The organism is Nocardia sp. alder85J (assembly GCF_020176955.2).
Classification (GTDB): domain Bacteria; phylum Actinomycetota; class Actinomycetes; order Mycobacteriales; family Mycobacteriaceae; genus Nocardia.
On record NZ_JAIUCZ020000009.1, the window covers coordinates 347313 to 361220 of the forward strand.

The 13908-nt window shown below is 69.5% G+C and carries 12 protein-coding genes and 2 pseudogenes; 7 read left to right on the forward strand and 7 right to left on the reverse strand.

Annotation, left to right across the window (positions count from 1 at the left end; translation table 11 throughout):
- Positions 1-28: 28 nt before the first annotated feature.
- The 6 genes and pseudogenes from LBW94_RS31905 to LBW94_RS44505 form a co-directional block, all read right to left on the reverse strand.
- Positions 29-1687 (reverse strand): acyl-CoA synthetase, encoded by a 1659-nt coding sequence (locus LBW94_RS31905; RefSeq protein WP_225059332.1) that lies wholly within the window; start codon positions 1685-1687, stop codon positions 29-31.
- A 153-nt stretch (positions 1688-1840) separates the two neighbouring features.
- A complete protein-coding gene (locus LBW94_RS31910; RefSeq protein WP_225059333.1) occupies positions 1841-3073 on the reverse strand; it encodes an acyl-CoA dehydrogenase family protein in 1233 nt (410 codons plus the stop codon).
- A 49-nt stretch (positions 3074-3122) separates the two neighbouring features.
- Positions 3123-4508, reverse strand: coding sequence for an acyl-CoA dehydrogenase family protein (locus tag LBW94_RS31915; protein WP_225059334.1), 1386 nt, complete (start codon positions 4506-4508; stop codon positions 3123-3125).
- Between the two features lie 205 nt (positions 4509-4713).
- Positions 4714-5496, reverse strand: coding sequence for a histidinol-phosphatase (gene hisN / locus LBW94_RS31920; protein WP_225059335.1), 783 nt, complete (start codon positions 5494-5496; stop codon positions 4714-4716).
- A gap of 10 nt (positions 5497-5506) precedes the next feature.
- Entirely contained in the window at positions 5507-6319 is an 813-nt protein-coding gene (locus LBW94_RS31925; protein ID WP_225059336.1) for an SDR family oxidoreductase, read from the reverse strand.
- 141 nt (positions 6320-6460) lie between these two features.
- A pseudogene (locus LBW94_RS44505) lies at positions 6461-7119 on the reverse strand (nuclear transport factor 2 family protein).
- Here LBW94_RS44505 and LBW94_RS31935 point away from each other — a divergent pair.
- Positions 7111-7760: pseudogene (locus tag LBW94_RS31935) on the forward strand (alpha/beta hydrolase); the annotation flags it as partial. The pseudogenes LBW94_RS44505 and LBW94_RS31935 sit on opposite strands and share 9 nt — an antisense overlap.
- Positions 7761-7892: 132 nt before the next feature.
- Here the strand turns inward: LBW94_RS31935 and LBW94_RS31940 are convergent.
- Positions 7893-8489, reverse strand: coding sequence for an NADPH-dependent FMN reductase (locus tag LBW94_RS31940; protein WP_225059337.1), 597 nt, complete (start codon positions 8487-8489; stop codon positions 7893-7895).
- Between the two features lie 275 nt (positions 8490-8764).
- Here LBW94_RS31940 and LBW94_RS31945 point away from each other — a divergent pair, with 275 nt between their 5' ends.
- From LBW94_RS31945 to ftsX, 6 genes are all read left to right on the forward strand, one after another.
- Entirely contained in the window at positions 8765-9673 is a 909-nt protein-coding gene (locus LBW94_RS31945) for a helix-turn-helix domain-containing protein (protein WP_225059338.1), read from the forward strand.
- 168 nt (positions 9674-9841) lie between these two features.
- Positions 9842-10954, forward strand: a complete 1113-nt coding sequence (prfB, locus tag LBW94_RS31950) for a peptide chain release factor 2 (protein ID WP_225059339.1) — start codon at positions 9842-9844, stop codon at positions 10952-10954.
- Positions 10955-11064: 110 nt separating this feature from the next.
- A complete protein-coding gene (locus tag LBW94_RS31955; protein WP_225059340.1) occupies positions 11065-11922 on the forward strand; it encodes a mechanosensitive ion channel family protein in 858 nt (285 codons plus the stop codon).
- Positions 11915-12100 (forward strand): hypothetical protein, encoded by a 186-nt coding sequence (locus LBW94_RS31960; protein ID WP_225059341.1) that lies wholly within the window; start codon positions 11915-11917, stop codon positions 12098-12100. The genes LBW94_RS31955 and LBW94_RS31960 overlap by 8 nt, the downstream gene beginning before the upstream one ends.
- Before the next feature lie 73 nt (positions 12101-12173).
- Positions 12174-12863: a cell division ATP-binding protein FtsE gene (gene ftsE / locus LBW94_RS31965; protein ID WP_225059342.1), complete on the forward strand. Its 690-nt coding sequence runs from the start codon at positions 12174-12176 to the stop codon at positions 12861-12863.
- Positions 12863-13768, forward strand: coding sequence for a permease-like cell division protein FtsX (ftsX, locus tag LBW94_RS31970; RefSeq protein ID WP_225059343.1), 906 nt, complete (start codon positions 12863-12865; stop codon positions 13766-13768). The genes ftsE and ftsX overlap by 1 nt, the downstream gene beginning before the upstream one ends.
- Positions 13769-13908 lie beyond the last annotated feature (140 nt).

A 13908-nucleotide genomic window follows, 5' to 3' on the forward strand; every position in this document is an offset into this window, starting at 1 on the left:
GCCGATGGTATCCGGAGGGTACGACGGGTTATTCCGCCGGGACGTCCATCTCCACCAGGGAGCGGCGCAGCAGCTTGCCGGTGGCGTTGCGGGGCAGTTCGTCGAGGAAGATCACCTCGCGCGGGACCTTGTAGCGGGCCAGGTTGACCTTCACCCAGTCCTTGATCTCCTGCGCGTCGCGGGTGGCGCCGGGACCGGGAACCACGAAGGCGCGCAAGCGTTTTCCGAATTCGCGATCGTCGACGCCGATCACCGCCGCCTCCAGCACGTCGGGGCGGTTGGCGATCAGGTGCTCGACCTCCTGCGGGAAGACGTTCTCGCCGCCGGAGACGATCATGTCGTCGTCGCGGCCGTCGATGAACAGCAGCCCGTGCTCGTCGAAGTGGCCGACGTCACCGCTGGACATCAAGCCGTCCACGGTCTCCTTGGTGCGGCCGTCGGTGTACGCCTTGAACGAGTGCGCGTTGGCGATGAAGATGGTGCCGGTCACGTGCGGGCGGGTGATGCGCTTGCGGTTCTCATCGTAGAGGGCCAGCCGGATGCCGACCGGCGGGCGGCCCGCGGTGTCGGCGGCGATCCGCAGGTCAGCGGGGGTGGCCACGGTGATGATCGCGCACTCGGTGGAGCCGTACACGTTGTAGAGCACGTCGCCGAAGTAGTCGAGGCTGCGGGTCACCACGTCCGGCGGGATGGCCGAGCCGGCCGCGAAAAGGACTCGTAGCGAGGACATGTCGTACTTCGCCAGCACCTCCGGCGGCAGATCCAGGATGCGCTGCAACATGGTCGGCACCACCACCAGCGATTCGGCGCGATAGCGCTCGATGTTCGCCAGCGTGCGTTCCGGGTCGAAACGGCGCTGCTGGAACACCATTCGATTGCCGAGCGCCAGCCCGAGGGTGAACTGCGACAGGCCGGTGGCGTGGAAGATCGGGGCCGCGACCACCATGGAACCGTTGACCGGCAACGGAATCCGATCCAGGAACTGCGCGGAGATGAGCGGGCTCACCTTGTCGCGCGGGGCGCCCTTGGGGGTGCCGGTGGTGCCGCTGGTGAGAATCACGGTGCCGCCGGGCTTCTCGGGGGCCGGCAGCGGATCGGCGGACTGCCCCGCGGCCAGCGAGTCCAGGGTGTCGGCCGCGGGATCCACCCCGTCGGCCGCGTCCACCCAGGTGAGCACGCGCGGCACGGTCTCCGGAATCGCGCTCATCAAGGCGGTGAACTCGCTGTCGTGCAGCACGGCCTTCGCCTGTTCGCGGGCGGCGACATCGGCCAGTTGCGGCTTCGCGAAGCCGGTGTTCATCAGTACCGCGCGCACGCCGAGTTTGCCGGTGGCGGCGAGGGTGAGCACCATGCCGCGGTGGTCGCGGGCCAGCACCGCGATCACATCCCCGGGGTGCAGTCCGGACGCGGCCAGCCCGCGCGCCAGCTGATTGGACTGCTGGTCGATCTGCGCGAAGGTCAGTTCGCCGCGCTCGTCGACGATGGCGGGGGCGTCCGGGTGGGTCTGCGCCGCGTGCATGATCACCCCGGCGAACGGCCCGTAGCGGGTGACGTTCAGTGCGGAGCGCAGCGCGAGGTCCAGGCGCAGCGGGTTGAACAGGCCGCCCTTCCGCATGGCGCGAACTCCCAGCGCGAGGTCGCCGACTTTACGGAGAGCGGTGCTGGCCGACGGAAGGGCAGCTGACATGGGTACAACCTTCCGCGATACCGCCGAGAAGGCCGGCGGATCGCAACATCGAGATCCGGTGCGGAGCCGACACCGCGCGGCGGTCCGGCGGACGCCGCGCCGATGTCTGTGTTACCGAGAGTATCTTATAACCGGCCGGTCCGACCGCAACCCTCACTTGAGCTCGGTGCTGGTCAGGTTCAGCACCCGGCGCGCGACGATGAGTTGCTGGATCTGCTGGGTGCCCTCGAAGATGTCCAGGATCTTGGAGTCGCGGCCCCACTTCTCCAGCAGGGTGCGCTGCGAGTAGCCGAGGGTGCCGCCGAGTTCGACCGCCTTCAGGGTGACGTCGGTGCCCATCCGGCCGGCCTTGGCCTTCGACATCGACGCCTCCAGCGAGTTCGGCTTCTTGTTGTCGGCCATCCAGGCCGCGCGCAGCGACAGCAGATAGGCGGCCTCCCAATCCGCTTCCAGCCGAAGGAATTCCGCCGCGGCGGCGGGCTGGTTGTTGGGCGGCACGTCGTAGGAGATCTCGATGCCGGCCTCGGTCAGGATGCCGCGCAGCTCCTCCAGCGCGGCCCGGCCGACGCCGACGGCCATCGCCGCCACCAGCGGGCGGGTGTTGTCGAAGGTCTGCATGACCCCGGCAAAACCCTTCTCCACGTTGACTTCCGGGCTGCCCAGGATGTTGTCCTTCGGGATCCGGCAGTCCTCCAGCCGCAGTTCGGCGGTGTCGGACGCCTTGATGCCGAGCTTGTGCTCGAGCCGGGACACGGTGAGCCCCGGGGCATCCCGCGGCACCACGAACGACTTGATGGCCGCGCGGCCCTTGCTCTTGTCGACGGTGGCCCACACCACGATGTGGGTGGCGCGCGAGCCGGCGGTCACGAAGATCTTGGTGCCGTTGAGCACCCACTCGTCGCCGTCGAGTACCGCGGTGGTCGTCACGGCGGCCGAATCGGAGCCGAAGGACGGCTCGGTGATCGCCATCGCGGCCCATACCTTGCCGAAGCGCTGCAACTGCTCGTCGGTGGCGACCGCGGCGATGGCCGCGTTGCCCAGGCCCTGATAGGGGATGGAGAGCATCAGGCCGACATCGCCCCAGCAGGTCTCCAGCGCGTTCAGCAGCGCGGACATGTTGCCGCCGTTGTTGTTTCCGGACCGCTCCGGCGCGGCTTCGGCCTCACCCTCGGACTTGACCTTGCGGCCGCCGGCGGCGCCGGAGATGTTCTGGGTGCCGGAGTCGGACAGGCCCTCGATCATGGCCGACATGGTGTCCAGCTCGACCGGGTATTCGTGCTCGGCCAGGTCGTACTTGCGTGAGATCGGGCGGAAGATCTGCGCCCCCACCTGATGGGCCTGGTTGGCGCTGGCCCGCAGCTTCTTGGGCAGTTCGAGATTGATCATCGGATTGTCTCCATCGAAAGTCTTGGATCGTCGGCGGCCGGGCGGCGGCCTACACCAGCACGATGCCCTCGGCCACGCCGATGCCGCGCAGGTCGCGGTACCAGCGCTCGACCGGGTGTTCCTTGGTGAAGCCGTGGCCGCCGAGCAGCTGCACGCCGTCCAGGCCGATCTGCATGCCCTTGTCGGTGGCCAGCTTCTTGGCCAGCGCCGCCTCGCGGGCGAACGACAGCCCCTGTTCGGCGCGGGAGGCGCCGCGCAGGGTGACCAGCCGGATGCTGTCCAGCTCGATGGCGATGTTGGCGACCATGAACGCCACCGCCTGCCGGTGCGAGATCGGCTCGCCGAACGCCTCGCGCTCCTTCACATAGGGGATCACGTAGTCGAGCACGGCCTGACCGGTGCCGACGGCCAGCGCCGACCAGCCCAGCCGGGCCAGCCGCACCGCGTCGGCGTAGTCCTCGGCGTGCGCGGCGGCGTCGCCATCGCCGAGCACGGCCTCGGCGGGCACGGCCACGTTGTCCAGGATCAGCCGGCCCAGCCCGGCCGCGCGCAGGCCCATGCCCGGATCGGCCTCGATGATCACGCCCGGGGTGTCGGATTCGACGATGAACAGCGCCGGTCGCCCGTCGAGTTCGGCGCCGACGATGAACAGCTCGGCGTCACCGGCGGCCGGGACCAGGCTCTTGACCCCGTTGAGCCGGTAGCCGCTGGGGGAGCGGGTGGCCTTGGTCTGCAAGGTGAACGGATCGAACAGCGGCCGCGGCTCGGCGAGGACCACCGACGCCTGCGGCACGTTCTCCCCGGCGAAGGCGCCGAGGTAGGTCTGCTGCTGGGCGTCGTTGCCCCACTGCGACAGCGCCACCGCGACGCCCGACGGTGCCAGGATCGGCAGCGCCAGGCCCATGTCGCCGTGTGCCAGCGCCTCGGCGACCAGCGCGTTGGTGACCGCGCCGCGCTCGGTGGCCGCGCCCTCGAGCTCCTCGGGCACGTTGATCACGGTGATGCCCAGCTCCGCGGCGCGCTCCAGCAGATCGCGCGGCGCCTTGGCGGCGCTGTCGGCGTCGAAGGCGGCCGGGCGCAGGATCTCACCGGCGAAGTCGCGGACCGTCTCGACGATCATCTGCTGGTCGTCGGTCGGGGTCAGGTCGAAGTACGTCTTGGTGCGGGACTCGTTGTCGGGCAGGCGTTTCGGCTTGCCGCCACCGGTCACCCGGCCGAACGCGCGGGTCGCGGCGCCGAGGGTGCGGAATCCGGTCCTGGTGCTCTCGTAGGCGATCCGCTCGATCGGCTTGCGCAGGTTGTACTTCTCGGCCAGTTCGGACCCCGTGATGGTCGTCATGACCCGCATGGCCGCGCCCATCCAGTCCCGCTTGACCGGATTGAGGCCGACGGCCGAATCCGCTCGGCGCTTCGTTGCGGAGTCTCGAGTACTCATGGTCACCAGTCTTCTCAGGTGGGTGTGGGGAACGCGTCGTTCGCATCTTGCTGTCGGGACAAGGCTATCTTACTCCTGAGTAAGAAAGCCGTCGAGCGGCAGCATACACCGCGCGAATCGGGCGCGGAGCCGCACAGTGACAGGCCACAGACAGGCGTGAGCGCCGCGCTCGCCGGGGCGGCGGCGCGGTCCGGACGGAACGGAATCAGCGCAGGTGGGCCAGCACCCGATCGTGCAGCAGCCCGTTGCTGGCCACGGCGCTGCCGCCGTGCGGTCCGGCGCTGCCGTCGAGCGCGCTGAACGCGCCACCGGCCTCACGGACCAGGATGTCCAGCGGCGCCAGATCCCACAGCGACACCTCCGGCTCGGTGGCGATGTCCACGGCCCCCTCGGCCAGCAGGCAGTAGGAGAAGAAGTCGCCGTAGCCGCGCGTGCGCCACACCTCGTCGGTGAGCCCGATCAGCTGATCGCGCAGGCCCAGGTCCCGCCAGCCGGACAGGCTGGAGATGGCCAGGCTGGCGGCGGCCAGCTCGCCGACCGCGGACACCCGGATCGGCCGCGGCTCGTCCGCGGCGAACCGGCTCCACGCCCCCGCGCCCGCGGCGGCCCACCACCGCCGCGACAGCGCGGGCGCGCTCACCACCCCTACCACCGGCACCCCGTCCACCAGCAGCGCGATCAGCGACGCCCACACCGGCACGCCGCGCACGAAGTTCTTGGTGCCGTCGATCGGGTCGATCACCCACTGTCGGCCGGTGAACTCCGCCGCGCCGCCGAATTCCTCGCCGAGCACCGCGTCGGCGGGCCGCTGCCGCGCGAGGGCCGCCCGTATCGCCTGCTCCACCGCCAGGTCGGCGTCGGAGACCGGGGTCAGATCCGGTTTGCTGTCCACGGTCAGATCCAGCGCGCCGAACCGGGCGCGGGTGATCGTATCGGCCTCGTCGGCCAGGCGCAGGGCGAGTTCGAGATCGGCGGCAAATGCGGTCACCTCGGACAGGTTACGGATGCAGCGGAATGTCCCACATGGCCGGCCAGTCCTTGCCGCGGAAGGCCGCGTCGATGCCGCCGTCGCAGAAGATCACCGAGCCGACGAAGAATCCGGCCCGCTCCGAGAGCAGGAACGCGACCAGGTCGGCGATCTCCTCGGGGCGGCCCGCGCGGCCGATCGGGGTGGCGCCCAGGAAGCCCTTCAGGCCCTCGCGGGTCAGCGCGTCGTCGCGGCCCGCCTGCGTCATCGGGGTGTCGATGAGGCCCGGCGCGACGGCGTTGAGCCGGATGCCCTCCTTGATGTACTCCGCGCAACGGGTGCGGGCGTACCAGGCCAGCGCCGCCTTGGTCGCCGGATACGCCTGGATCGCGCCCAGGTCGCCGAAGGATTCGGCGATGCCGCGGGCGCGTTCCTCGTCCCCGGCCAGGCACGCGTCGGCCAGCTCCACCGGCCAGCCCGGCTGGGTGGTGGTGGAGTTCGACGAGATCAGCACCACCGACGGATTCGACCCGGCCCGCAGCAGCGGCCGCAGCCCCTCCAGCAGGGTGATCGCGCCGAAGTAGTTGACCGACACCAGCAGCCCGCCGGGCCGCCCGGTGGCGGCCGCCAGCCCGGCGAACGGCAGGAAACCGTCGAGGCTGCCCTCGGCCAGCCGGGTGACCTCGGCGATCGCGTGCGCGCGGCCGTCCGGCGTCGCCAGGTCCGCGGTCACCTCCGCGTTCCGCAGATCCACCCCGATGACCCGGTGCCCGGCCTTGGTCAGATGTTCGGCCAGCGCGGCCCCCATTCCCGACGCGCTGCCCGTGATCGCGATCACGCCCATATCTCTCCGCCTCTCTGCGTCGCACCGGCGACCGGCCCGGCGCCTGCGGCCGAGCCTACGAGCAACCCGAGGTGCGAGGGGGTGGCCCGTCCCATCCAGTGAGCGGAACGACGCGCAACCGAAATCCGGCCGCGCTCCGGGCTATTCGCCCAGCGGGGTGCCGCTGCGCCAGCCGCCGCGGGCGCGGACGTGGGTGAACCGCCACCCGGCCGGCTCCCGCCGGACGGTGCAGTCGTACCAGCCGCCGGCCTGGCGGATGATCGCGCCGACGGCGGTGGCGTGGGTGGCGAAATAGTGTGTGCGCAGGCGTGCGGTGTCGCCGTCGATCTCGATCGACGGGGGCCGATCACGTGATGGGACACGTCGACTCCGGTCTGGATCCGTGCGCACAGCTCGGGAATCCCGTCGTGCCCGACGGTCACCGGTCCGTGTTCCATCAGCCCGTCCGCGGTGTACATCCGTTGCAGGGCAAGCCAATCCCGGCTGTCGATGGTGCGCACGTACGTCGAGAACAGATCCGTGAGTTCGGCGCGGTCGGTCAGCCATCGGATCGGATCCGAGGGGTCATGCCGGTCTCCTAGAGGTCGAACGAGGGGGAGTCGCCGCGCGGCGGATCCTGCTCGGCGAGCAGGCGCAGCGGATCCTCGAGTATCTTCCCGATGTTGTTGCGGGGCAGCGACTCCAGCCGCCGGAAATACTTCGGCTATTTGAATCCGGCGAGCTGTTCGCGGCAGTGCCGCGGCCGTCGCCGGGACGTCCGGATCGAGGACCACGAAGGCGAGGGGGATCTCGCAGCGCATCTGGGCCGCCCCGACGTCCTCACCGCGTGGAGCGACGGCTCGGTCGTCGACGAGAACGACCCGCTGGCAACCGATCCCACGCTGGACCTGTTCAACCCGGACAACGGTCCCGCGTACCCGCCGGAATTCGTGCGGCGCTACCGCGAGGCGCAGGTGGCCCGCAACCACCGCATCACCGCCTGGGTGAAGGCGGAGCTGAACCGGTTGTCCGCGGCCGGATATCACGACCGGCCGTTCTCGATGGCCCGCACCTGGCCGACCCCCGCATGGTCGACCCCACCCTGGAGCCGACCGGCCGCGAGCCGAACAGCTGCTACGCGGGCGTGCCGGCCCGCGCCAACAAATCGGTCTTCGGGATCGCCTCGTCGGTCACCCTCCGCACCTGGCTGTCACTGTGGAGCCTCGAGGATTCACAGACCCGGGCCCATGCCCACCTGCCGCACATCACCGTTCCCACACTGGTACTCAACGCGAACCGGGACACCGGGGTGTTCCCCAGCGATGCCGCGGCCATCTTCGACACGCTCGGCGCCACCGACAAACAGGCGCACGAGTTCGACACCGACCACTACTTCGCCACCCCCGGCGCCCGGGACGCTGCCGCGGATCTGATCGACGCCTGGATCGCCGAAAAGTTCTGACCGCGCCCGCCGACCCGGCTGCGCCCGCCGACCCGGCCGCGGGTGACCGGCCCGGTTGCGAGTGGTCGGCCTGGTTGCGGCCCTGGTGACCCGGCCCGATCCGGCCGGTCCACCGATGGCGGCTCGGCGGGCTCAGCCGACCGCGACCCGGCGGGCAGTGGCCAGTGCGCTTGCCCACCAATGCAATTGGTCGAGCATCGTCGCGGCGGCCGCGTCGGGGCCGTTCGGGTCGAGCAGTTCGCCGGTGGTCATGTCGAACAGCTGGAAGTAGCGGGCGAACGACACGTAGTTGCGGACGGTGTGGGCATCGAGTTCGCTGAACACCGCGCGCAGATGTTCGATCGCGATCAGCCCGCCGCTGTGGCCGCTGTAGCCGACGAAGCCGATCGCCTTGCGCGACCACTGCGCGAAATGCCAGTCGATGGCCGTCTTCAACGAGGACGGATAGCTGTGATTGATCTCCGGGGTCACGATCACCATCGCATCCGCGTCGTCCAGGGCGCGGGTGAGTTCCGGGAGCGTGCCCGGCCGGTCCGGATTCGGATTCATCAGCGGGGAGACCGCGGGCAGGGCGTGCGGGAGCGTGATGTCGGCGAGGTCCACCACCTCGACGGTGAATCCGCCGTGCCGCTCGGCCTGCCCGGCGATCCAGCGGGCCACGTTCGGCCCGAACCGGCCGTCGCGGACGCTGGCGATGATCACGACGAGCCGTAGTGCGGGGCTGGACATGCTGTTCTCCTCTGAATCGGGTCGCGGCCCGGCTGGGCCACCTGTCGCGGCCCGGCTGGGCCACCTGTCGCGGCCCGGCTGGGCCACCTGTCGCGGCCCGGCCGGGCCACCTGCGCGGCCGGCGGGCCGACTCGCACCGTCCGGCGGCCCGGATCGCGCGGCCCGGCGGTGCTGCCTCTCGACTCTGCGGCCCCGGCGCGACCGGAGGGAGTCCGCGCCCAGAGTGGTAGTGGCACGGCCACCCTCCGCCGCACCCGCGGGATTACCGTGGAGAAATGGCGGGATCGGCGACGGGTGACGGCGCATCAGCACAGGACAACGAGCTGGGCCTGTTCCTGCGCAGCCGTCGCGAGGCCCTCACCCCGGCGGCGGCGGGGCTGCCGACCGGGCCGCGTCGGCGGACTCCCGGCCTGCGCCGCTCCGAACTCGCCACTCTCGCCGGGGTCAGCGTCGAATATCTGACCCGCATGGAACAGGGCCGAGACCGGCACCCCTCGGCCGCGGTGCTGTCGGCGCTCGGCGAGGCGCTACGGCTCACCCCGCGCGAACGGGTCCACCTGAACCGCCTGGTCAAGGCGATGACGCCCGGATTCACCTGCCGCGGCAGCCTGGAGTCGAACCGTCTGGTCCGCCCGGCCGTGCGCGCGGTGCTCGATCAGCTGGAACCCGCACCCGCCGCCGTGCTGAACCGGCTCGGCGAGGTGCTGGCCTGCACCGACGGCTATCGGCGGCTGGTCGGGCCGACCGGCCAGCTCGACCAGGGGCTCCCGGCCGCCTTCCTGCGCTATCTGTTCACCGACCCGAGGGCCCGCACGGTGTATCCGGACTGGGAGCACAAGGCGGACAAGGCGGTGGCGACCCTCAAACAGGGCCCGTACCGGCAGGATCCGCTGGTCGTGGCACTGATCGATGAGCTCACGGTGACCGTCGGAGCCGAGTTCACCCGGCGGCTCGCGACCGTGCCGGGCCTGCCGGACACCAACGGCACCGTGCGGATGACCCATCCGGAGGCGGGCCTGCTGCGGCTGGCCTACGAGCGACTGGAACTGTCCGCCGACGACGACCAGCACATCCTGATCCATCTGCCCGCCGACGACGCCACCGCCACCGCCCTCGACGCGCTCATCGGCCGCCGGCCCGGCGGCCTGCGCGCGGTCGCGGGCGGATCCCCCGTCGCCGGCTGACAACGCCTGTCCGGCGAGGCGGCGCACCACGACTCGCCGCGTTCCGGCGGCATCGCCGCCGGCCGGGCGAATGGTGTGCGCGGTACCGCAACCGGCGGGTTCGTCTCGCGGGCCCGGTGTGGAGGCGGATCTCCGGTCCGGCGCCGGAGACCACTAAGCTGGACCATCGTGCATCCTGACGTCTCCGCCGACCTCGCCGAACTCGACACCACCCTGAAGACCGTCGAGGCGGTGCTCGACGTCGATGAGCTGCGCCGACGGATCGATGAGCTCGAACACCAGGCCTCGGATCCCGACCTGTGGAACGACCAGGAGCACGCGCAGCAGGTCACCAGCGAGCTGTCGCACGCCCAGGGTGAGCTGCGCCGCGTCACCGATCTGCGGCAGCGCCTGGACGATCTGCCCGTGCTGTACGAACTGGCCGAGGACGAGGAGGGCGAGGCCCGCACCTCGGCCCTGGCCGACGCCGACGCCGAGCGGACCGCGCTGCACGCCGATGTGGAGGCCATGGAGGTCCGCACGCTGTTGTCCGGCGAATACGACAAGCGTGAGGCGCTGGTCAACATCCGCTCCGGCGCGGGCGGCGTGGACGCGGCCGACTGGGCCCAGATGCTGATGCGCATGTACGTCAGATGGGCCGAACGGCACAAGTACGCCGTGGAGATCTACGACACCTCCTACGCCGAGGAGGCGGGCATCAAGAGCGCCACCTTCGCGGTGAAGACGCCCTACGCCTACGGCACCCTCTCGGTGGAGATGGGCACGCATCGGCTGGTGCGGATCAGCCCGTTCGACAACCAGGGCCGTCGCCAGACCTCGTTCGCCGAGGTCGAGGTGCTGCCGGTGGTCGAGACCACCGACCACATCGACATCCCGGAGACGGAGATCCGCGTCGACGTCTACCGCTCCTCCGGCCCCGGCGGGCAGAGCGTGAACACCACCGACTCCGCGGTGCGCATCACGCACATCCCCACCGGCATCGTGGTCACCTGCCAGAACGAGAAATCGCAGCTCCAGAACAAGATCTCGGCGATGCGGGTGTTGCAGGCCAAGCTGCTGGAACGCAAGCGGCAGGAGGAGCGCGCGCAGATGGACGCGCTCAAGACCAACGAGGGCGCCTCGTGGGGCAACCAGATGCGTTCCTATGTGCTGCACCCGTATCAGATGGTGAAGGATCTCCGGACGAACTACGAGGTCAACAACCCGAGTTCGGTGCTCGACGGCGACATCGACGGGTTCATCGAAGAGGGCATTCGCTGGCGGATGCGCCAGAACGCCTGAATTCTCATGGTTGGAATGCCCCCGCCGGGCCGTAGTAGCGTGTTCGGCGTGAGTTTCGGCGGCCGGATCGGGCGCAGCGTCATCGACTTCCGGCCGGAAAGGATGTGGCGATGACCGACTACCTCGCCGCCGGTACCGGGTCCGACCTCGTGAACTGGCTGCGTTCCAGCGGACTGGAGATCGTACTGCTGGTGATCGGAGCGATCCTGTTCGCCCGGCTCGCCACCTTCGTCCGCGATCGCATCACCCGGCGGATCGACAACGGCTTCCGGTCCAGTGACTCGCTGGTCCGCACCGAGGCCGCGAAGCATCGGCACGCGCTGGCACAGGTGATCACCTGGGTGCTGCTGACGATCGTCTACTTCCTGGTGGCGCTCGAGGTGCTCAAGCGCCTGGGCTTCGAGCTGGGCGGGCTGGTCGCGCCCGCCGCGGTGCTCGGCGCCGCGCTCGGTTTCGGCGCGCAGCGCATCGTGCAGGACCTGCTGGCCGGGTTCTTCCTGATCACCGAGCGGCAGTACGGGTTCGGTGACGTGGTGAGCATCGCGGTCACCGGGCAGTCGGAGCCGGCCGAGGGGACCGTCGAGGACGTCAATCTGCGGATCACCACGCTGCGCAACGTGGACGGCTCGGTGATCACCGTGCCCAACGGGCAGATCGTGAAGGTCACCAACCTGTCGAAGGACTGGGCGCGCGCGGCCATCGACATCCCCGTGCCCGCCACCGCGGACATCACCAGGATCAACGAGATCCTGCACGAGGTCGGCGAGCGGGCCTATCAGGACGGCCCGCTGAAGTCGCTGCTGCTGGACGAGCCCTCGGTGATGGGCGTCGAGGAACTCACCGTCGATCAGATGAACATCCGAATGGTTGCCAGGACATTGCCAGGCAAGCAATTCGACGTGGGACGTGAGCTGCGCGCCCGGGTGGCCGCGGCCTTGCGCCGGGAAGGTCTGAGTGAAAGTGCGTAAGAGTTCGACCGTCGGCGGATCCGCGGCAGTCCGTAAATCCACGGCGATCCTGGGTGGCGTCTGGGTCGCCACCCTCATCGTGTACCTCTTCGTCAAGCCCGCTACGCCCGAGCACACCGGGTTCCCGATCGCGAACACCTTTCAGAAATCGACGATGACGTCGACTCCGGCCCGCTGACGCGAATGCGACAGATCACATCCGGCGGAGGTCACGGGAGCGCTGCCGGGCGGATGCTGGCTAGACTCTCTGCGTGATCACGCTGCGGAACGTCACCAAGTCGTACAAGACCTCGACACGTCCCGCGTTGGACAATGTCTCGGTCGAGATCGGCAAGGGTGAGTTCGTCTTCATCATCGGCCCGTCCGGGTCGGGTAAGTCGACCTTCATGCAGATCCTGCTCAAGGATGTGAAGCCGACCGCGGGTGAGGTGCTGGTCGCAGATTTCCGGGTCGACCGGCTGCCCGGCCGCAAGGTACCGAAACTTCGGCAGCGCATCGGCTGCGTGTTCCAGGACTTCCGGCTGCTGCAACAGAAGACCGTCGAGCAGAACGTGGCGTTCGCGCTGGAAGTGATCGGCAAGTCGCGGAAGTTCATCAGTCGTTCGGTCCCGGAGGCCCTGGACCTGGTCGGGCTGTCCGGTAAGGCGGATCGGCTGCCGAGTGAGCTCTCCGGTGGCGAACAGCAGCGGGTGGCGATCGCCCGCGCGTTCGTGAACCGGCCGCTGGTGCTGCTGGCCGACGAGCCCACCGGCAACCTCGACCCCGACACCAGTCAGGACATCATGGCGCTGCTCGAACGTGTCAACCGCACCGGAACCACGGTGCTGATGGCCACCCACGACAATCACATCGTGGACATGATGCGGCGGCGGGTGATCGAACTCGACCGCGGGCGGATCATCCGCGACGAGGCGACCGGCGTGTACGGGGTGGGCCGGTAATGCGCATCGGCTTCCTCATTCGCGAGGTCCTCATCGGCCTGCGCCGCAACGTCACCATGACGGTGGCGATGATCCTCACCACCGCCGTCTCGCTGGCGATGCTCGGCGGCGGTCTGCTCGCGGTGCAGATGACCTCCAAGACCGAGAGCATGTTCCTGGGCCGGCTGGAGATCCGGATGTTCCTCACTCCCGAGGTGTCCCAGACCGATACCGACTGCACCCAGGATCTGTGCAAGAACCTGATGTCGCAGCTGAAGCAGCAGTCCGGCGTGGTGAGCGTGCAGTTCACCAACAGTGCCGACGCGCATCGGGAGGCGACCGAGGTCACCTTCAAGGACCAGCCGGAGATGGTCCAGATGATCAAGGACACCAGGTTCCCGGCGTCGTTCCGCGTGAAGATGACCGATCCGGGCCAGTATCCGAAGTTGATGCAGCAGTACTCGACCCGGCCCGGGGTGCTGAGCGTGCACAGCGACCAGGACTTCGTCGACCGGCTGGTCGGCCTGTTCGGCGGGCTGCGCAACGCCGCGTTCGGCCTGGCCGGATTGCAGGCGGTGGCCGCGTTGCTGCTGATCGCGAACATGGTGCAGATCGCGGCGTTCACCCGGCGGGAGGAGGTCGCCATCATGCGCATGGTCGGCGCCACCCGCTGGTACACGCAGTTGCCGTTCCTGCTGGAGGCGATCTTCGCGGCGCTGGTGGGTTCGGTGCTGGCGGTGGTGGCCCTGTTCGTCGCCCGCCCGCTGGTGATCAATCCGGCGCTCGGCGCGCTGTCGGACAACGGCATCGTGCCGCGGCTCAGCGATTCGGACATCGGCGTGGTCTCCGGCTGGATCATGTTCGGTGGCATCGTCTTCGCCGCCGTCACCGCCTACGGCACGCTCCGCTACTACGTGCGTGACTGAGGCGGTCCGGGCCGGTTCGCAGGGAAAGTGTGCGGCTGTGCGGACCATCCGGCGGCGGGCTGGCGTGTCGGGTCAGGGTCCGTAGGATGGGCGGGGTGAATTTCGCGGAGACGTCTGAGACGACATCCGGTTCGCTGTCC